A 20,762-nucleotide genomic window follows, 5' to 3' on the forward strand; every position below is an offset into this window, starting at 1 on the left:
ATCTCATCACTGGCCTTTCGTTGGTGCCAGTTGCTGCTGCAACTGTTCTAGTTGGTTCAAACGGAGATCGGGCTTGGTTTCACCTCCAATGGGTGACTGGACTTGAGGTGATGAAACACTTGGCACCTGCCGAAGCTGCTGCAACCAATCGCGCTCACCTCGATTATTTTGCAGAGAATTCATATTAAATGACGGCATGACAACTGGCTGAGGCGTGGGCAGCCACGCGTTCAAATTTCGCACTGCGGTCGAATTTCTATTAATATTCATGACATCAATACTCAAGTCTTCATACTTAAACAAGACCCCACCCTTCTCATTCACATTATTAGCCGAACACCCAATTGCTGCTGCCCCCCCGCAACTGTGAACGGAGTAAGACGTGCTATACATCTGTGTCATGTCAGTCCAAGTTAGGGATCCTGCATACCACCCCACCGCGCGGGCCACCGGGTCATTACCTGGCGCCCAGAAAGTAGGCTTTTCTTGCGCCACAACGGAGGAGGCGGCGGTCAGATTACTTTGGTAAGTGGCAGGATTGTTGACTGTGATGACCAATGGCGAATTGGTCACTCCCCGCTGCGCCAATGCGCGCAGTTCGTCAGTTTGCGTCATGGTGCCACGGCTATGTCCTGCGTCATACACCAGATTGGTATATGCCAGAGAACCGTTGGAATTCGTGTTGGCCACCCCGTTTGAGTCGCGTGACAAAAGCAGTTCTTGAGTCAGGTCTGCCTTTAAATTCCCAGCAGGCGTAAAAAATCCAAAAGCCTCGGCCGCCTTTTCAACACCAGCAACAAAAAGTTCACCGATAAAGTTACTCGCCTTATCAGTATGTACAAGATAGGTAGGATTCGACGTTGTTTCACCGCTACTTTCGATCGCAGCTCGATTGGCATTCGTCGGCGTCATCTGCAACGCCAACTGCGCCGCCCGATCTCTGGTGTTAAAGATCCCATTGCTGAAGACCGTAGAACCCTTCTTCTCGTCATCCGTCAGCTTCGCCAACTCTTCTACCGTCACCGGCACCACCTGAATATTGTTGACCGTCTTCCCCCCATCCTTCGCCAACAAATCCGAATCCAGCCCCTGCTCACCAGCTGCAACCTTGGCCACGCCCTTCGCATCTAGATCCCGATTCGGATTATTCACACTGGCCGACAGCTGGTTAAACGCCTCCTCCGCCACCTTGGACTCGGACCAATCCGGATGCGCCGCAGTCAGTTCCTCCTTGGCGTCGTTCAAGCGCTTGGAATTCGCGGCCTGATCGTTCGTACACGGCTGCTGGATGCAGAACACCTTGTAAGCCTGCGGGCTCAGGAATTTCTTGATCCCATCATCCACCAGCGTGACGATCACATCGGTCATCACCCGTCCCGCTTCGCTGCTACGGTTGACGCTGTCCTGCATGGCCCCCATGTCGTCCTGCGTCAGCGCACGCGTGGCACCGTCGATGTCGCGGCGCAGGCCCGCTGCGGCTTGCTTGTCATCCCCGCGGATTTCCAGCGTGCCGTTGCCAACCACCGCGTAGGTGGTGGAGCTGTCGCTGCTGGACTTGCCGGCATTGGCCATCAAGCCACCCAGCGCGCTCTTGCCCAGGCTGTAGGTCGGGTTCTGCATCATGTCCGACCCCATGCTCACGCCCCCCGCCTTGGCTGAAGCCTCCTTGTGGTTCTCGACGTCCGTATAACCCAGGCTGTTGGTGGAGAAGCTGTTCTTGTCCGCCGTGGCCGTGCTGGCAATGGCGCCGCCATCCAGCTGGGTATGGTTGCCCACCTGGACGTCATAACCCCCTGCCCCACCAAACAAACCCGTCTGGCGGTTCACGCTGGCGTATTCCGCGTCCGCCTTGCTCCAGTTCACGCTCATGTTGGCGGAACCGCCACCCGAGCCGTAGGTGAAGGACGCCCCCGCGCTGACCTGCTTCTGGTCGGCGTGGTAGTTCATGGTGTCCTGCACACTGCGGATGGTCAGGTCGCGGCCGATGTCCGCCACCACCCGCTGCCCGGCCGCCTGCGCCCCGGCCAGCGTGGCGTCACGCCCGGTCCGGATCGTCAGTGTGTCCGTGGCCTCCACGTTGGTGTTGACCTGCTGCACAGAATCGCCGTCTGCATGGCCCTTGCCGGCGTAGCCGCTGGCGCTGAACGTGATGCCGGTCTTCTGGCCCAGGGACAACCCAACACCCGCCGACCAACCGCTGTTGCTGTTGGTGGACTTCTGCGTGGTGGTGTCCTGCGCGCTCTTCAACACCAGATCGTTGGCCGCGTCCAGCGTGACGTTCTGGCCCTTGATGGTGCTGCCGATCGCCGTCAGGTTGCCGGTGCCCTCCAACACCTTGCCATTGGCGTCCTTCTCGCCAGCGGCAACGATGCTCACGTTGCCGCCACCCAGCACCTGGCTGCCGTGTGCATAGCTGGCCTGGGCGTCAGACGTACTCTTGCTCTTGCTGCTGCCCACCGAAAGCTGGATGCTCACGCTGCCGGCATCACCGTTCGACACCGCCGAGGCCTCCTTGGCCGCATCGTCGTAGTTCGCCATCAAGGTGGCGCCCGCCTTGGCCGCGTAGAGCGAGGTCAGGCGTCCATCCGGCGCGTCCTTGGCACTCTTGGCGGATTGGTAAACCGCCTGCGCTGTGTCCGTGATGGCGCTCTTGAGCGCCACCGTCAGGCCGCTTTGCTTGACCTCGTGCAGCTCGTTGTGGCCCGCCGTGTCCTGCACCGCTTCAATGCTCACATTGCGGCCCACCAGCGCAACGTCCTGCCCCGCCACCACATCGCTGCCCTTGAGCGTCAGGTCGCGCCCGGCACTCATCGTCACATTGCCAGCCACACTGCCAATGGTGCTGCCCTCGTGCACGGTCTGCGTGTCCGAGGTTGTGTCCTTGGTCTGGCGCGACCCGGCCGTGAAGCCGATGCCGCCCGTACCCATGAGGCCGCTCTGCTTGGTCTGCGAGAAGTGCGTCTGGCTGGTCGTGTTGGCCGCGCCTTCGACATTGATGTCGTTTTTGGCAATGAGCGCAGTGCCCTCGGTCGACACCACATTGCTGCCGCGCACGTTGATGTCATTGCCCGCTTGCACATAGGCCGTGTTGGCCGACAGCGTCGTGGCCTGCGTGGTGGTCTCGGACAAGGTGTCGCGCGTCGTGATGGTCTTCTTCGAGAACGCGCTGCTGCTGCCGGTGTGCTGATGGGCCTCGTCCACCGTCCTTGAACTCTCGGCCGCCGTCAGGTTGACGTTATTGCCCGCCGTGGCCACCAGCGCCCCCTGGTCACTCGTCACCGTGGCACCCCGTGCATTCAGGTCGTTGCCAGCGGCCAGGCGCACGTCACCAGCGGTCTGGATGGTGGAGCCGACTTCCTGCCGTGAGCTGTCCTTGCGCAAGTTGCTGCTATTCCAGGCGAGAGACTGCGAATTCGACACCTCAACCGTGGTCAGATTGAGATCCCGGCCCGCCGCCACGATGGTCTGACCACCCGTGCTGTCGTTGATGACCTGCGCGCCAGTCAGGGTCAGGTCCCGGCCCGCGGACGCCACCAACACCCCACCGGACGGCGCGCTCACATAGAGGCCGGCCACGCGGTTGATGTTGGTCACGCTGCCCTGCGCATTGCTGTTGCTGCGCAGGGTGGTGGTGACGTTCAGGTCGCGCCCGGCGCTGACCTGCAGGCTGTTGCCCGCATCAATGAGGCCACCCAGGTTGTCCAGGTCGGTACGGGCCTGCACCGCGACATCCCCACCGGTGAGACGCCCACCCAGATTCTTCACGTTCTCCGCCGTGATCGAGAGCACGTCGCGGCCCGCGATGCTGCCCTGGTTGACCAGGTCGCCCGTCAGGTTCAGCGCCACACTCTGCCCGCTGATCAACGCCCCCGAGCCATCCAGATCGCCGGGTTTGACATGCACATACACCTGCGGCACCAACGCCTTGGTAGTCTGCCCGTTCGGCAACGTCACATCCTTCTCCACCAGCCAGACGATGTCGCTGGTCAGTTGCGCCATCTGGGCGTCCGTCAGTGCCACACCCGGGCGCAGATCCCATGCCTTGGCGTAGGTGACGCCGTTGTCGATCAGGGCCTGGTACTGGGCCTCGTCGGTCGAGTAGCCGTCGATGAAACGTCTGCCGGTGAGCTGTGCCACCTGCTCACGCACCAGTTTCTGTTCATAGAAGCCATCTCCCAGACGTTTCTGGGTGACGGTCGGGTCCATGCCCAACTGAGACAGCATGTAATCCGAAGAAAGCCAGGTGCGGTAATTCGCAAAGCGCGGATCGGTTTCGATCAGGTGGCCACCCGTCGGGTTGGGGCTCACATGGAACAGGCTGTTGTCCGGCACCGTGGTGTTGACACCGCCCGTCCGCACCACCTGCGATTGGCCGCTGGCGGCCGGCGCCAGCGCGGGCACCTCGGTGACGGGGTTGACCGGCTGGCCCACCACGCCCACCGGCATCTGGACACTCGGCGTTGCCACTCCCACGCCGCCGCCTGCGCCTACCGTCACCTGCGCCAGCAAGGCACCCAGCGGGCCCTGCGTCACACTGCCCACCGTGTGGGCCGCCACATGGGTGCCGCTCCCCGTGGGAGCGGTGTTGGCCAGGTAGACCGTGGGGGCGAGCTTGATCTCGCTGATGACGTCTGGCGGCGTGTAGGCCGTGCTGCTGCTGCCGGTGCTGTCCCGGCCCTTGTGGTGGTCGCGCCAATAGGAAGTTGCCGTGCCACTGTCACTCACCGTCTGCTGCCCGGACACATCGGTGTTCTGCAGTGAGCCGATGGTCCCGAGCAGCGCGCCGCCCGCGATGATCTGGCTCTTGTCATTGAGCACCGTGCCCGCATTGATCAACATCGCGCCGCCCGCCGTGATCTTGCCGGGATCGGTTCCGGTGACCACGGTCTTGGTGGTGGTACGGTCGTACTCGTACTTGGACCAGCTCTCGTAGGCGCCCTCCGGCGTGTGCAGGTGGTCGGTCTCGTCGTTGTAGACATAGACGTCGGTATCACCCTGCCGGTAGCGGTTGGGAGAACCCGAGCCCTGGTATTCGATGATGTGCTCGGGGGCGCTCTGCAGTAGGCCGGTGCTGAAATGCTCGTTGGTGTTGCGGACCTGACCGGCCGCCAGCGCCAGGTTGCCCAGCGCTTCGATCGACGCGCTGTTGTTGTTGATCACACTCGCCGACCCCGTCGCCATGCGGTTGGCATCCAGGGCGCCAGCCAGGACCATGTCCCCGCCGCTGAAGATCAGCGCGTGTTCACGGTTGGTGATCGTTCCCGCACCGATATCCAGACGCCCACGGGCGGCAATGGTTGCCGCCGTGCCGTTCTCCACGTCGTTGAGGACCACGCTGGCGCCAATGGCCACATGGTCGCCGTAGATCCGGCCCGTGCCGAGATTGTTGACCGTGCCGGCGTTGATGTTGGTGTTGCCGCCGTCGATCAGGCCGCGGTTGGTGAGGGTGTCCGCCACGTTGAGGGTGGTGGTGCCGGCACTGATCTCACCGTTGGTGGCGTTGTCGATGTTGCCCGCCGACACGGTGACCGTGTTGCCCGCCTTGATCGCCGATTGGTTGGTTAGGCGGCCGCCAGTTTGAAGCGTGACACTGCCATTGGCCTGCACCTCGCCCGTATTGGTGAAGTCACCGGTCAGGCTGAGGCTCATGTCGCCCTGCGACAGCAGGTGCCCATCACCGGACAGCCCCGCACTGTTCACACCCAACGACTGCCCGGCGAGCATGGTGCCGCCGGTGTTGACCACGCTTTGCGTCCTCGATGCCGCGTTCCGGTCCTGCACCAGCACGCTCTGGCCGGACGAGATCATGCCTTGCGTGTTGTTGAGGACACCGGCGCCGGTGAGCGTCAGAGCCTGGTCCGCACGGATCAGGCCGGTCTGGTTGTTGATCTGGTCCGCGGTGAGCGAGACATTGCGGGCTTCCAGGCCCTGGTTGCTGCCTTGTGTACCCGCGTTGGTCACCAAGCCAGCGCGCACATCCAGCGTGGCACCCGAACGCATCAGGCCGCCCGCGTTGTCGACGGTGCCCGTACCCACGTCGGCAGACACCCCGCCCAGGGCCTGCACACTGCCGCCACGGTTGTCCAGGCCAGAGCCAGAGAGCGCGACAGCCCCTTCCCCGCTGATCTGCCCCCCTTGTGTGTTGGTGATCTGCGCGGCGGTGGCGTTGACGTCACCCTTGGCACCAATGAAGCCCGTGCTGTTATTCAGGTCGCCCGTGCGAAGCGTGACGGCGTCCTGACCCAGGATGCCGGCCGAGGCCCCGGAGTTCCGGTTGATGAGTGCCTGGCCATGCGTGTCCACGGTCATGGCTCCCACGGCCTGCAGGCTGCCAGCGTCGTTGATGAGCTGCCCACTACGCAAGTCAAGCGAGCCACGCGCGGCCACCGTGCCGCGGGCGTTGTCCAGAGCCTGGAGGCGTGTGTCCACCTGCACATCCTGGCCGGACACCACACCGTCGTTGTTGGTGAGGCCGTGGGAGGCGAGGTTGACGGTCTGCGCGGCGTCCACGCGGCCAGTCGTGTTGACCAGGGCCCCGCTGGTGGCGATCACGCTGGCGTTCCCTTGAACGGAACCGATGCGGCCGCTGGCGTTGGTCACGACGGACGACTTGATGTTCACATCACGATTGGCGGCCAGGACCCCTTGCGTGTTGTCGAGGGCGCCGGCGGTCGTCACCTGCAAGGTCTCACCGGCCGTGAGCGTGCCTTCGGCGTTCGACAGCGAGGCCGCCGTCACCGCACCAGCACCGCCCGCGACGATTCGGCCCTGGGCACTGTTGTCCACCTGCCCCGCCGCATGGACAGTCAAGGCGGAGGAGCCTGCGGCCTGCAGCGTCCCGCCCTGATTCAGCAGGTCACCGACCGTCAGGATCGTGGTGCCGTTGCTGGCCACCGTTCCGCCCGTGTTGTCCAGACGCTGGCTGGCCTGGATCGAGGCTGCGCCGGCACCGGTCTGCAGCAATTGCCCTGCGCGGTTGGAGAGCGTGGCGCTGTCGATCCGCAGTGTGGTGGCGAGGGTCTGGCCACCGTCCAGCGTCACCGATTGCGCCTGGAGCGCCAAGGTGCCATTGCTGGCAATCACCCCACGCGCACCCGCGATCGTGGTGGCGGTCAAGGTCAGCGCACCGTTGCCGGTGTGCTCGATGTGGCCGCCATCATTGATCAGGGTGGCCGCACCCAGCATCAGGTCGGTGCCATTCGTCGCCAGGCGTCCGCTGGTGTTGTCGAAGCGCTGGCTGGCCTGGATGGACGTGGCACCCTCCCCGGTCTGCAGGATCTGGCCCGCGCGGTTGGAGAGCGTGGCCGCCTCGATGGTCAGGCCCACGGCCGTGGTTCGCGCACTGTCGAGCGTCACGGATTGGGCGCTGAGCACCAGGCCGCCATTGCCATCGATGGCACCACGAGCGCCGTCCACGGTGGTGGCACGCACCACCAGCGAGCCGGTGCCCGCATGGGTGATCTGACCATCCGCATTGACCAGCGCACCCGCTGTCAGCGTCAGGTCGGCGCCATTCGCCGCCAGCAGGCCACCCGTATTGTCCAGCACGCCAGTGGCCTGGATCCATGCCGTGCCGGCGTTGCCGGCCTGGGTCAACTGCCCGCCACGATTGGATAACGAGCCGGCCTGGATCCGGACCGAGTCGCCCGAGGTCTGACCGGCATCGAGCGTGATGGACTGCCCGGCCAGTTGCAAGACACCGTTGGTGCCCATCACGCCCTGGCTGCCGCTCAGCGTGTTCGCCGTGATGAACAGGCTGCCTGCGCCCGCATGCTCGATACGCCCGGCGGTGTTCCACAGCGCCTGCGCCTCCAGCGACATGTTGGCGCTGTTGGTGGCTATGCGTCCATGGGTGTTGTCCAGGCGGCCCGGCAACTGGATCAACAGATCCGTGCCGCCTGTCTGGACGAGTTGGCCCTGCACGTTCGTGAGGTCGTGGGCCGACAGCTGCAACCGATCAGCCGACACGTTGCCGCCATCGGTCCGCAGTGTGCCTGCGGCGTTCGCGGTCAGCGCCTGCGTGGCGGAGATCGTGGCGCGGCTGGCGTCCAGGTCCCCGGCGTTGGCCGTCAGCGACACGTTGTTGGCGGACAACTGTCCAGCCACGGCGTCCACGCCCGCGCCGACCAGGGACAGGTCGCCGCTGGCCAGCGTCTGGCCCCGCGCCGTCAGTTGGCCGCCCGTGCGTACCTGGAGGTGGGCACCACCGCCCACGGTCCCATCGGCCCGAACGCCCGCCCCGATCAATGAGCCCGCCCCGCTGTTGACACTGCCGTGCGCCCCAGCGGCCGTCACCGAGGTCTGGCCTTGCGCAGCGATCACGCCGGTGTTGTCCACGGCGCCGCGTGTGGTGAGTTGGGTGTCGCCCTGGGCGTAGAGGGTGCCGATGTTGGCGACGCCCCCGTTGGTATCGGCGCGCACACCCGCGCTGGCCGTGATACGTCCGCTGTTTTCCAGCCGTCCGTCGGCCGTGACCACGACGTCCCCAGCGGAGGCACCAATCTGGCCAGCGTTACGGACACCCACGCCCGCTTCAGTCCCCACCAGCGTGATCTTGCCGGCATACATGCCACCCAAGGCCGCCACGTCAATGGCATAGGACGGTGCCGGCCCGCTGGGCGCCAACGCCGCGACCTGGGCATGGTCCGCGCTGACCTCGTTGGCCCCCGCGCTCACCTTCAGCGTCTGGGCCCAGATGCCGGCATTGACCTGCACGGACCGGGCAATGATGTCGGTGTAATCCACCCGGCTGGCATCCAGCCCACCACCCGAGATGCTGACAGCGCCCTGCTCCACACGGTAGCCCTCCAGGCTGCCGCCGTTGAGGAGGGGCGTGCCCGTCGTGAGCGTGACCTGGTTCGCGTTGATAAAGCCGCAGCCGTCACAGCTGATGCCGGCGGCATTGGCGATCACGACCTGCGCGCGATCGCCCGCCACCTCCACGTAGCCTCGCAATTGGCTGGGGTTGCTGGCATTGACCTCGTTCAGGATCACCCGCGCCGTGCCGTTGGCCAGCCATGGGTTGCCCTGCACGTACCCGCCCAGTTGCGTCTGCGTGCTGTTGCGGGCGTTGTTGAGGATGGCGCCCTGCGAGTTGACGTCGAACTGGCTGTACGTGTTGCGGGACACCCCGGCCGCGCTGGGGGTCTGGATATTGACCAGCGGCACCCCGTTGGCCGAGTTCAGCACCGTCGGTTGCTGATTTTTCGGGGCATTGGGGTCAGCCACGATCTGCGCGTTCGCCGCAGTTCCCACGGCCCCCAGCGCCAGGAGGATGGAGAAACAAAGTGGCCGCACCGTCGCCATCATGGGGCGTTCGCCCGGCTTGCCACTGGTGCCCACACCACCGGCGCCATCACTGGCGACGTTTTCCGCGACGACGACCAGCTTGCTGCGGCTCTTGTTGAAAACAACCCGGAAAAGATGCTTGTTCATGCTTGTTGTTCTGAAGAGAGGGCCTTGGAAACCAGGGCAGCGTTGGCCGTGGCGGGCGCCGTGGGCGCCGGCGAGAGAGATGCGGACGAGAGGGGCGCGGACGAGACCATCTCAGGCAGTAGCGGGGGATTCAGCTGCGACCAGGCGCGAGCCTCCTCCGTCATCACACCGATGCCGTGAAAGTCCTTCACGCGAAGACCGCGTGAATTGCCCCGGTGATGCAGGGATCGGAAGCAGCGCGTGGCAAACAGCTGGGTGGTGAGGTGGCGGGCTTGCTGCGTGTGCCCGAACGGCGCCACCCAATCCAGGATCCACATCCGGTCACCGCCCACCCAGTCCGCCTCCGGCATGGCGAGCGGGGAATGGGCGAGGTAGCGGCGCTCGGCCTCCTGCGTCAGCATGGCCCACGTCAGGAAGAAGACGGGCTTGCCCTGCTCACTCGCCAGCACGAACTGGCGGTGCTTGATGGCCGGCAGCAGCAAGGTCTGCAGCGCATGCAGCGGCATGTTGCGGTGGGAGTCGGAATGCATCCACATCCAGACCGCCGAGCCCAGCACCTCGGCTTCATGGCAGGGAGCGTCCAGCAGGCCGGGCGCCATCACATCAAGATTGTTGAATCGCATGGCGACCTCCTAGTAGGACCAGTTGAGGCTGAAGCCCGTGGTCGTGCTGCCGGTGTGAAAGCCCTCGGGTCTGGACAGGGGCGTGCCCAGGAAGACGTCCCAGAAGACGCCCCGGTAACCGCCGCGCAGGCCGATCACGCCGCCAGCCAATTGCCGGCCGATCAACAGGCGGGACGATGGCCCGCCGACCTCGCCGTAGTCGGCGCCGGCATACACCTCCTGACCGGTACTGCCCACAGCCCAACTGAGCTCGTTGCGCACCAGCCAGCCGCGGTCACCCGTCAGCGTGCTCTCGCCGTCGAAGCCGCGCACGGTGTAGCGGCCACCGATGGAGAAGCGGTCCTGCGGCACCAGGGAAGTCCGGTTCCACTGCCCACGCCAGGTGGTGGAGAAACGCATGCGTTGCGAGCCGGCCGAGAACGGCAGGTTGAGCTGCGCATCAAGGGTGATGATGGAGGGGCGTGACGTGCCTTCGTCAAACGCCTCTTCAGGCGCCCGCAGCGAGTCCTGCATGCCGGTCCCCCGCCGATACGCCATGCCGGCGTCCAGCGTGGCGGCGCCGATGAACTCGCGGTGGTTCAGCCCCAGTTCCCAGCCGGCCATCCGGCGGCGCTGCACCAGCACCTCGGTGTCGTCGATGGCGTTGCGCGAACTCCGTGCCCAACCGCGCAGGTAGGCCGTGGTCTTGCGCACCGCGTCGCGGTAGAAAAGGCGCGAAAACCGGACTTCGCCGTTGTTGCTGCTGCCGCTGTAGACATAGGTCTGGCTGGCGCCTGCAACGGACTGGTAGTAGTTGTAGCTGCTGGCGGTGAAACCTAGCAGCCAGTAGTCATATGGCACCTCGTAGTGCACGGTGTGACCGCGTGTGCCCTTGCCGTTGGCGCTGTCGGAGCTGGTGGTGAGGCCGCTCAGGTCGTGGCTGAGGCTGACATAAAGCAGATCATTGAGGGTCCACCAGTCGTCATACGACACGGTGACCGAGCCCTGATACTTGCCAGTCGCCCGGCTGCCCGAGTCATCCGCGGAGGCGCTCAGGCGAAATGGCACCCCCTGCTTCCAGGCGATCACCAGGTCGCTCTCGCCCGGCTGGGCATGGGGGCCCTGGGCGGGGGCGATCTGGATGTCCGCATCAGCGGTGGGAACGCGCTTGAAGTTCTCCAGCCCCTGCTCGATGTCGCGCAGGTTCAGGATGTCACCGGGTGCGGCGGGCACGGCATTCCACTTGGTCGCGCGCCGGTTGCTGTCGTCGGTGAAGCGGATGGCGCTGATGCGCCCGGGGATGAGCGTCAGCGCCAACGTGCCTTGCCGAAGGTCCTGCGGTGACGCCAGCACACGCGTGGTCACATAGCCGCGCGCAACGATGGCGTTCTGCACGCGCTTCATCACCATGTTGATGCCAGCGGCCCCCAGGCAGCGTCCGGTAGCCTGGTCGCCCTTGGGGCTGGCGGCCTTCAAGGCCCACTGGAACTGCTCGGCGGCGACACCTGTCAGCGTGATCCGGTCGATGCGGAAGCAAGGCGATTCGTCTACCGGCAGTCGGGTTTCGTCCTCGGCCGCAGCCCGCTCCAGCCGGACGTCGGGTTGAGTCTCCTGCTGCTGCCGCAACTGCCGTTCCCGCTCCTGCTGGCGCAGCAGTTCCTGCGCGGCGCCTTCCGTCGGTGACGTCTGTGCCCATGCAAACGGCATCGGCACGACGCACAGGCCCAACCACAGCACACGCCTCCCGTGCGTCCACATCCCGCACGCAACACCGCGCCGGGTATCACTTCCCCCGCCCATAACCACCCATCCTCATTGTGGTGGCGCGCGGTGGATTGGTGTTTTTTGAGCAAAGCTCCGCCCAACCCTGGCTGCGCGCCATGATTTTTTCGATCTATTGATAGGACTGCGCTAGACCCGCGCAGACTCACTGAAGCAGTAGCACCGACCTACTAGTGTGATGGTCCCCACCGCAGTTCAGTTGTCTCGTGCAACTTACATCTGCCTTGGCGCCACACGACAACGCACTGCCTTGGACCAGAAGTTTACGGACCCGACAGAGTTAGGGTTTCCCCCTTATGTGGGGAACCGAACATTTGCGCCAACTGCTGCACAGTTCGATGTTGCCGCCTGCAAACAGTGCGACAGTGACCGGGAGTAACGCCGGTGGACACAACAACAGCGGGCATAGCCAATGACATAGAAGAAGCGACGCTGTCTTTTTTCCGGGAATCCGGCGTTTCAACGTGCTTTGCAGCCTGCTCGCGGATAATGCGCGCATGCCTGCTATTCAATTGACCCCTGCCCAGCGCAAGGACAAACGTGCCGACGCCCATCACCTGGACCCCGTAGTGATGATTGGCGGTGACGGCCTCACCAAGGCGGTGACCAAGGAAGTCGACAACGCCCTGAAGGCTCACGGCCTGATCAAGGTGCGCGTGATGTCCGACGACCGCGAAGGCCGCGAGGCCATCCTCGCCACCTTGGCCGACGAACTCGACGCCGCCCCCATCCAGCACATCGGCAAGTTGCTGGTGCTGTGGCGCCCGGTGGTCGAGAAGGAAAAGGCCATCCACGAGGACGCCCGCCCGGCGCCCAAGATGGTCAAGATCGTGAAGTTTTCCAAGAGCGGGAACAACCGGCCTCAGATCAAGAAGGTGCAGGTGCTGGGCAACCAGCGTGTCACCCAGGGCGGTGAAATCAAGCGCGCCAAGAAGCCGCGCCAGACCAGCGTCAAGAAGGCCAGTTCCTCCTGAGCCCCTACGCTCCCCCTACGCCACTGCTCATGCGGTTAGCGAGAAATGACAAAGGACGGCGCTGCCGTCCTTTTTTCATGCCTGCGATGCCTGCTCCCGCAGAACATCACCGGGTGTCAGTCTTCAAGCCTGCGGCACCGCCGACTTGGGCATCACGCGCCAGGCAAGCACCAGGACCGCCATCATCCGCAGCCCGAACAGCGCAAGCGACACCGCGTGCAGTTGCAGGAAGGTCCAGGACCCCTGCCCGTTGCGCGCAGCGGCCATCAGTGGCTGGAGGCCGTAGTAGCCGAGCACGGTCAGGAACAGCGCCAGCAACGGCAGCACCAGATTCCAGCCCATCACGGAGCCCGAAGTCTTCCCACCCTGCTGAAGCCGCCGCTCCATCATCACGAGCAGCAGCCCTGCCGCCAGGGCCACACGGGCGTCCATCTCGAACAGACGGCCGACATAAAGCCCGGCTTGTGCCCGCTCCAGCGCGGCAAACGCATTGGGCGCCGCCAACAGCGCCACCGTGAGCAGCTCACCTGCCCACAGCGCCGCCAGCAACGCTCTGACGCGGCTGAGCATCAAAGATAGCGGACGTCTACGATTTCGTAGCGCTTGATGCCGCCGGGGGCCTGCACTTCAGCGACATCGCCGGCTTCCTTGCCGATCAGCGCGCGCGCGATCGGGGAGCTGATCGAGATCAGGCCCTGCTTCAGGTCCGCCTCGTCGTCACCCACGATCTGGTAGGTCACGGCGGAGCCGCTCTCTTCTTCCTCGAGGTCGACGGTGGTGCCAAACACCACGCGGCCGCCGGCATCCAGATCGGACGGGTCGATCACCTGGGCAGCCGCGAGCTTGCCTTCGATTTCCAGGATGCGGCCTTCGATGAAGCCCTGCTTGTCCTTGGCAGCTTCGTATTCGGCGTTTTCCGACAGGTCGCCCTGCGCACGGGCCTCGGAAATGGCGTTGATCACGGCATGACGCTCGACCGTCTTGAGTCGATGCAGTTCTTCTTTGAGCTTTTCAGCGCCGCGCTTGGTCAGTGGGATCGTGGCCATGTGTAGAACCTTGAAAAACAAAACAAACCGCCGCTGCCGCTCAGGGACGCTGAGCAGCGGCGGCGGAATGGATGGGCCAGTTTAATGCAGTTCGGCGTGCAGTTCCTGCAGCGATTGCACCAGTAGACCGTCCTTGTGCTTCATGCCCTCCACGGCGGCTTCACAGCCGGCCATGGTGGTGTAGTAGGTCACGCGGTTAGCCAGCGCCGCCTGGCGGATATGGCGGCTGTCAGCGATGGCGGCGCGGGTCTCGTCCACCGTCGTGAACACGAGCTGGATGTCGCCACCCTTGATCATGTCCACGATGTGCGGGCGGCCGTCCTTGACCTTGTTGACCACACGCACCGGCACGCCGGCTTCGGCGATGGCCGCTGCCGTGCCTTTGGTGGCCACCACGCCAAAGCCCAGCGCCACCAGGTCGCGCGCCAGAACGACTGCACGGTCCTTGTCGCCGTTCTTCACGGTGATCAGCACGTTGCCCTGGCGCGGCAGGCGCGAACCCGCGCCCAGCTGGCTCTTGAGCATGGCCTCACCAAAGGTGCGGCCCGCGCCCATCACCTCACCGGTAGAACGCATTTCCGGGCTGAGGATGGGGTCCACGCCGGGGAACTTGTTGAACGGGAAAACGGCTTCCTTCACCGAGAAATACGGCGGCTGGATTTCCACCGGCGGCTTGCCATGCGCGGCCTTCTGGTCCTGCAGCTTCACGCCGGCCATGCAGCGCGCAGCGATCTTGGCCAGCGGCTGGCTGGTGGCCTTGGAGACAAACGGCACGGTGCGCGAGGCACGCGGATTCACTTCCAGCACATAGACCGTGTTCTCGGCCAGGCCCTTGGTGACATCGCCCTGGATGGCAAACTGCACGTTCATCAGGCCCACCACCTTCAGCGCACGCGCCATGGCGGCCGTCTGGCGGCGCAGTTCTTCCTGCAGTTCCTGCGACAGCGTGTAGGGCGGCAGCGAGCAGGCCGAGTCGCCGGAGTGGATACCCGCAGCCTCGATGTGCTCCATGATGCCGCCGATCATCACGCCTTCGCCGTCGCAGATGCAATCGACGTCCACCTCCACCGCGTCTTCCAGGAAGCGGTCCAGCAGCACCGGGGACTTCTCGGAGACACGCACCGCTTCGCGCATGTAGCGCTCCAGGTCCTTGTCGCCGTGCACGATTTCCATCGCGCGGCCACCCAGCACATAGCTCGGGCGCACCACCAGCGGGTAGCCGATCTCGTTGGCCAGCGCCACCGCCTGCTCTTCATTGCGGGCCGTGCGGTTGGGCGGCTGCTTCAGCGCCAGCTTGTGCAGCAGTTGCTGGAAGCGCTCGCGGTCTTCCGCCATGTCGATGGAATCCGGCGTGGTGCCGATGATGGGCACGCCGTTGGCTTCCAGGTCCAGGGCCAGCTTCAGCGGGGTCTGGCCGCCGTACTGCACGATCACGCCGACCGGCTTCTCCTTGGCCACGATCTCGAGCACGTCCTCCAGGGTCACCGGCTCGAAATAGAGACGATCGGAGGTGTCGTAGTCGGTCGAGACCGTCTCGGGGTTGCAGTTGACCATGATGGTCTCGTAACCGTCTTCGCGCATGGCGAGGGCAGCGTGGACGCAGCAGTAATCAAACTCGATGCCCTGGCCGATCCGGTTCGGGCCACCGCCCAGCACCATGATCTTCTTCTTGTCGGTCGGGTTGGCCTCGCACTCTTCGTCATAGGTGGAGTACATGTAGGCCGTCTGCGTGGCGAACTCGGCCGCGCAGGTGTCCACACGCTTGTAGACCGGACGCACGTTCAGCGCATGGCGGGTCTTGCGGACCTCATGCTGGTTGGTGCCCAGCAGCTTGGCCAGACGTTTGTCGGAGAAGCCCTTCTTCTTCAGCAGGCGCAGCTCGTCGGTGCTCAGCGCAGCCAGCGTGCGGCCCTTGAGGCTCAGCTCGATCTTCACCAGTTGCTCGATCTGGGCCAGGAACCACGGATCCACCGCGGTTTCCTCATAGACCTCGTCCAGCGTCATGCCCACACGGAAGGCATCGCCCAGGAAGAGGATGCGTTCCGGGCCGGGCTCGCCGATCTCCTGGATGATCTCTTCACGGTCGCTGCTGCGCTCGGTGAGCCCGTCGATACCCGTCTCCAGGCCACGCAGGGCCTTCTGGAAGGATTCCTGGAAGCTGCGGCCCATGGCCATCACTTCGCCCACCGACTTCATCTGGGTGGTCAGGCGCGAGTCGGCCATCGGGAACTTCTCGAAGGCAAAACGCGGGATCTTGGTGACGACGTAGTCGATGCTGGGCTCGAACGACGCGGGGGTGATGCCGCCCGTGATGTCGTTGCGCAGCTCGTCCAGCGTGTAGCCCACGGCCAGCTTGGCAGCGATCTTGGCGATCGGGAAGCCGGTGGCCTTGGAAGCCAGCGCCGAGGAGCGCGACACGCGCGGGTTCATCTCGATGACCACCATGCGGCCGTCGACCGGGTTGATGGAGAACTGGACGTTGGAACCGCCCGTGTCCACGCCGATTTCGCGCAGGATGGCGATGGAGGCGTTGCGCAGGAGCTGGTATTCCTTGTCCGTCAGCGTCTGGGCCGGGGCCACGGTGATGGAGTCACCGGTGTGCACCCCCATCGGGTCCAGGTTCTCGATCGAGCAGACGATGATGCAGTTGTCCGCCTTGTCGCGGACCACTTCCATCTCATACTCTTTCCAGCCGATCAGCGATTCTTCGATCAGCAGCTCGTTGGTCGGGGACAGGTCCAGGCCACGCTTGCAGATCTCTTCGAATTCTTCGGGGTTGTAGGCGATGCCCCCACCGGTGCCACCCAGCGTGAAGCTGGGGCGGATGACCATGGGGAACCCGCTGCCGCCGATCTCGCCCAGGATGCGCTTTTGCACGCTCCAGGCCTCTTCCAGCGAATGCGCAATGCCGGAGCGGGCCGAACCGAGCCCGATCTTGGTCATCGCGTCCTTGAACTTCAGGCGGTCTTCGGCCTTCTCGATGGCGTGCTCATTGGCACCGATCATCTCGACCTTGTACTTCTCCAGCACGCCATGCTTGTGCAGGTCCAGCGCGCAGTTCAGCGCGGTCTGGCCGCCCATGGTGGGCAGCACGGCGTCAGGCCGCTCCTTCGCGATGATCTTCTCGACCACCTGCCAGGTGATGGGCTCGATGTAGGTGACGTCCGCCGTGTCGGGGTCCGTCATGATGGTCGCCGGGTTGCTGTTGACCAGGATGACCTTGTAACCCTCTTCGCGCAGGGCCTTGCAGGCCTGGGCGCCGGAGTAGTCGAATTCGCAGGCCTGGCCGATGATGATCGGGCCCGCGCCGATGATCAGGATGCTTTTAATGTCAGAACGTTTTGGCATTGCGGGTCTCCATCAGGCCTTGGACATCAGACCGATGAAGCGGTCAAACAGATAGGAAATGTCATGCGGGCCGGGGCTCGCTTCCGGGTGGCCCTGGAAGCAGAACGCCGGCTTGTCGGTACGGGCCAGACCCTGCAGCGTGCCGTCGAACAGGCTGACATGGGTGGGGCGCAGGTTGGCGGGCAGCGTGTCGGCATCCACCGCGAAACCGTGGTTCTGGCTGGTGATGCTGACGCGGCCGTTGTCCAGGTCCTTGACCGGGTGGTTGGCACCGTGATGGCCGAACTTCATCTTGAAGGTCTTCGCACCCGAGGCCAGGGCCATGATCTGGTGACCCAGGCAGATACCGAAGGTGGGGATGCCGGCCTCGATCAGTTGCGCGGTGGCCTTGATGGCGTAGTCGCAAGGCTCCGGATCACCCGGGCCGTTGGACAGGAACACACCATCGGGTTCCAGATCGAACACTTCGGAGGCCGGGGTCTGGGCCGGCACGATGGTGATGCGGCAGCCGCGCGAGGCCAGCATGCGCAGGATGTTGCTCTTGACGCCGAAGTCGTAGGCGACCACGTGGAAGCGCGGGGCGGTCTGGTCGCCGTAGCCCTTGCCCAGGGTCCATTCGGTCTGCGTCCAGGTTTCACGCTCGGTGCGGCTGACGACCTTGGCAAGGTCCAGACCGGCCATGCTAGGCGCGCCCTGGGCCAGCTGGATGGCCTCCTGGATGAGCGCGTCGGTGATCTGCTCACCAGCCTTCAGGGCCATGATGCAACCGTTCTGCGCGCCCTTTTCACGCAGCACGCGGGTGAGGCGGCGGGTGTCGATGTCAGCGATGGCGACGGTGCCTTCGTCCTGCAAGTATTGGCGCAGGGTGCGCGACTTGCGGAAGTTGGAGTCGAGGACCGGAGCCTCCTTGATGATCAAGCCTGCGGCATGGATCTTCGTCGCCTCGACGTCCTCATCGTTGATACCGTAGTTGCCGATGTGCGGATACGTCAGGGTGACGATCTGGCGGCAGTAGCTGGGATCGGTGAGGATTTCTTGGTAGCCGGTGAGCGAGGTGTTGAACACCACTTCACCGACGGTCCGGCCGGCGGCGCCGAGCGCGGAACCCTTGAAGACCGTGCCGTCTGCCAGGGCGAGGATCGCTGGGGGGGAGGAAAGCAGATCGGGCAGCACGGGTAACTCCGTTGTTGTGCGCGCGCCCAGCTCTGCTTCAGGGCCCAGGTGGCGGTACCAGGTCTGCCGTGGACCTTTCCGTTGCGGGCGCCTGTCCTGGGCGCCGGGGCTGAGCAGCGCACACCGGGGTGGGCGGGTGGACTCAACGCGGGCGACGGGGACCGGAACGAACGGGAACGACAGGGAAGCTCTGGTACTGCTCAGGGGCCACTCAGTGAAGAGTGATTCCTTGCGGGGGTGAAGTGTGCGAGGCGCGGTAGGTTGCGGGTAAACCTGCTGAGTATAGCCTGCCAGGGTATCTACCGAGAAGCTTTGCGCAAACGGTCATTCGTATGACGTCACGTTGTGCTTGCTTCTGCGTGAAGCCGGAGGCTCCGTGAAACCTTCGGGAGGCCGCTCCACGCCATGCCCCTCTCGCCCCGCGAGATGCTCAACCCAGCGCGGCGATACCGGCCTTGGCCACCTGCGCGTCTTCGTTGGACTTGACGCCGCTGACACCCACCGCACCCACGCAGTGACCCTCCACGACGATGGGCACACCACCTTCGAGCAGGCCTTCCAGCGGCACGCTGAGGAAGGCCGCACGGCCGTTGTTGACGATGTCTTCGTAAATCTTGGATTCGCGGCGACCCATGGCGGCGACCTTGGCCTTGGCAGGCGCGATGACGGCCGAGTTGGCGGCGGCGCCATCATGACGCTGCAGCCACAGCAGGTGCCCACCATCATCCACGATGGCAATGGTCACCGCCCACTGGTGCTTGACAGCCTCGGCCTCGGCGGCGGTGGCGATGCGCTTGATGTCTTCCAGACTCAGGTAGGGCTTCTGCTTCATAGTGCTACGGTTGAAATCAAAGGGGAAGCCTCCACTTTAGCCAAGGTGGGCCCGTCCACCTAGAATGAGGACGGTTTCTTTTTGATGGAGGTTCGCATGAACAACCAAGGCCTGAACAACCAAAACCTGCAGAATTCGTCGGGACCACTCGGTGGCTTCGGCGGTTTCGGCGCTTCGCTGGCGGCTGAGCGCCAACGCGTGCTGCGCAACACCTACTGGCTGCTGGCCGCCTCGCTGGTCCCCACGGTGCTGGGCGCGTGGCTGGGCGTGCAGCTGCGCCTGTTCCAGGGCATGTCCAACGGCTTGTCCACCCTGGTGTTCTTCATCGGCGCCATCGGTCTGATGTTCCTGGTGGAAAAGAACAAGAACTCCGGCAAGGGCGTCGCCCTCCTGCTGGGCTTCACCTTCTTCATGGGGCTGATGCTGTCCCGGCTGGTCGCCGCCATCCTGGGCTTCAGCAATGGCGCCACGCTGATCATGACGGCCTTCGGCGGCACGGCCGCCATCTTCCTGTGCATGGCCACCCTGGCCACGGTCATCAAGCGCGACCTGTCTGCCCTGGCCAAGTTCCTGTTCGTCGGCGCGCTCATCGTGATGATCGCCGGCATCGCCAACATCTTCCTGCAGTCGTCCGCCCTGATGCTGACCTTGCTGGTCGCCGTGCTGGGCATCTTCTCGGCCTTCATGCTGGTGGACATCAAGCGCGTGATCGATGGCGGTGAGACCAACTACATCAGCGCCACGCTGGCCATCTACCTGGATCTCTACAACGTGTTCCAGGCCCTGCTGTCCCTGCTGGGCATCTTCGGCGGCGACCGCCGGTAAAACCAGGCCACGCCGCACCATAGCAATAGGGCCCGTCAGGGCCCTATTTCATTTCAGCCGGCATTATCTAGCTGATGCACAAGGATTGCCAAAACTCCTTATGAATCAATGTCTTAGAAGCCATTTCACTCGCTAGGCTGAGCCCAGCGTTGCATGCAACGCCGGGCCTTTCTATCGACGGACGCGGGCCCACGTCAGCACGTCACCCGTGCGATTCCTGCGCTCTTCACGATCACGAAGATGGGCTGGTGTCTACACGGTGCCGAACAGACCGAACGGCCGAACGGCGTCAGCCTCCTCCATGTAATCGTTGAGAAGTCGAAGGGCCTGGCGACCATTGATAACTTGCTTTTTCGCCAAGGCCACTAAAAGCCGCTCGGTGGCGTCGAGCTTCACGTCATCCCCTGCAGCTTGAGTGTAAGCGGTCAATGAACTGCGCCCTTGGCGCCAACGAGTTGTCGGGGTAGAAGCGATTCAGGCCGCGAGGTCGATGCGCCAGGGCAGCAATGCGGCGTAGTCGTCCGCCGTCTGGGCCTTGGGCAGCGCAACGAACAGTGCGCGCAGGTAGCGGTAGCCGTCGATGCCGTTGACCTGGCAGGTTTGCAGCAGCGAGTACAGGTTTGCGCTGGCATTGGCCCCGGCCACGGTGTCGGCGAACAGCCAGTTGCGTCGGCCGACGCAGAACGGCCGGATCGCGTTCTCCTGGACGTTGTTGTCGATGCTGTAGCGGCCGTCCTCAACGTAG

General features: G+C 64.3%; 12 protein-coding genes. 2 read left to right on the forward strand and 10 right to left on the reverse strand.

The genetic code is table 11. The annotated features are described in order from the left end of the window. Positions 1-6: 6 nt before the first annotated feature. From BMY53_RS24615 to BMY53_RS24625, 3 genes are read right to left on the reverse strand one after another with little or no spacing between them, the layout of a single operon-like run. Positions 7-9,435: a hemagglutinin repeat-containing protein gene (locus BMY53_RS24615; protein WP_092949725.1), complete on the reverse strand. Its 9,429-nt coding sequence runs from the start codon at positions 9,433-9,435 to the stop codon at positions 7-9. After that, a complete protein-coding gene (locus tag BMY53_RS24620; protein WP_092949727.1) occupies positions 9,432-10,058 on the reverse strand; it encodes a toxin-activating lysine-acyltransferase in 627 nt (208 codons plus the stop codon). The genes BMY53_RS24615 and BMY53_RS24620 overlap by 4 nt, the downstream gene beginning before the upstream one ends. 9 nt (positions 10,059-10,067) lie before the next feature. Then, positions 10,068-11,744: a ShlB/FhaC/HecB family hemolysin secretion/activation protein gene (locus BMY53_RS24625; RefSeq protein ID WP_092949747.1), complete on the reverse strand. Its 1,677-nt coding sequence runs from the start codon at positions 11,742-11,744 to the stop codon at positions 10,068-10,070. A gap of 572 nt (positions 11,745-12,316) precedes the next feature. Here BMY53_RS24625 and yhbY point away from each other — a divergent pair. Beyond that, positions 12,317-12,793, forward strand: coding sequence for a ribosome assembly RNA-binding protein YhbY (gene yhbY / locus BMY53_RS24630; RefSeq protein WP_092949729.1), 477 nt, complete (start codon positions 12,317-12,319; stop codon positions 12,791-12,793). Between the two features lie 123 nt (positions 12,794-12,916). Here yhbY and BMY53_RS24635 read toward each other — a convergent pair whose 3' ends face one another. The 5 genes from BMY53_RS24635 to BMY53_RS24655 all read right to left on the reverse strand — a co-directional run bounded on the left by BMY53_RS24635 (position 12,917) and on the right by BMY53_RS24655 (position 19,192). Then, positions 12,917-13,363, reverse strand: a complete 447-nt coding sequence (locus tag BMY53_RS24635; protein ID WP_092949731.1) for a DUF4149 domain-containing protein — start codon at positions 13,361-13,363, stop codon at positions 12,917-12,919. Then, complete coding sequence (gene greA, locus BMY53_RS24640; protein WP_092949733.1) at positions 13,363-13,839, reverse strand: transcription elongation factor GreA; 477 nt, start codon at positions 13,837-13,839, stop codon at positions 13,363-13,365. The genes BMY53_RS24635 and greA overlap by 1 nt, the downstream gene beginning before the upstream one ends. A gap of 81 nt (positions 13,840-13,920) precedes the next feature. Beyond that, on the reverse strand, positions 13,921-17,187 hold the full coding sequence (gene carB, locus BMY53_RS24645; protein ID WP_092949735.1) for a carbamoyl-phosphate synthase large subunit: 3,267 nt from the start codon (positions 17,185-17,187) through the stop codon (positions 13,921-13,923). 12 nt (positions 17,188-17,199) lie between these two features. Further along, on the reverse strand, positions 17,200-18,360 hold the full coding sequence (carA, locus tag BMY53_RS24650) for a glutamine-hydrolyzing carbamoyl-phosphate synthase small subunit (protein ID WP_092949737.1): 1,161 nt from the start codon (positions 18,358-18,360) through the stop codon (positions 17,200-17,202). A gap of 430 nt (positions 18,361-18,790) precedes the next feature. After that, positions 18,791-19,192, reverse strand: a complete 402-nt coding sequence (locus BMY53_RS24655) for a GlcG/HbpS family heme-binding protein (protein ID WP_092949739.1) — start codon at positions 19,190-19,192, stop codon at positions 18,791-18,793. A gap of 96 nt (positions 19,193-19,288) precedes the next feature. Here BMY53_RS24655 and BMY53_RS24660 point away from each other — a divergent pair, with 96 nt between their 5' ends. Continuing rightward, positions 19,289-20,017 (forward strand): Bax inhibitor-1 family protein, encoded by a 729-nt coding sequence (locus BMY53_RS24660; protein WP_092949741.1) that lies wholly within the window; start codon positions 19,289-19,291, stop codon positions 20,015-20,017. 252 nt (positions 20,018-20,269) lie between these two features. Here the strand turns inward: BMY53_RS24660 and BMY53_RS26140 are convergent, their stop codons facing one another. Both BMY53_RS26140 and BMY53_RS24670 read right to left on the reverse strand, forming a co-directional pair. Beyond that, positions 20,270-20,413, reverse strand: coding sequence for a hypothetical protein (locus BMY53_RS26140; RefSeq protein WP_177201045.1), 144 nt, complete (start codon positions 20,411-20,413; stop codon positions 20,270-20,272). Positions 20,414-20,491: 78 nt separating this feature from the next. Further along, positions 20,492-20,762, reverse strand: a 271-nt coding sequence (locus tag BMY53_RS24670; protein WP_143074233.1) for a transposase domain-containing protein, incomplete at its 5' end; no start/stop codon positions are given.

This window comes from Roseateles sp. YR242, assembly GCF_900109745.1.
Lineage (GTDB): Bacteria > Pseudomonadota > Gammaproteobacteria > Burkholderiales > Burkholderiaceae_C > Roseateles.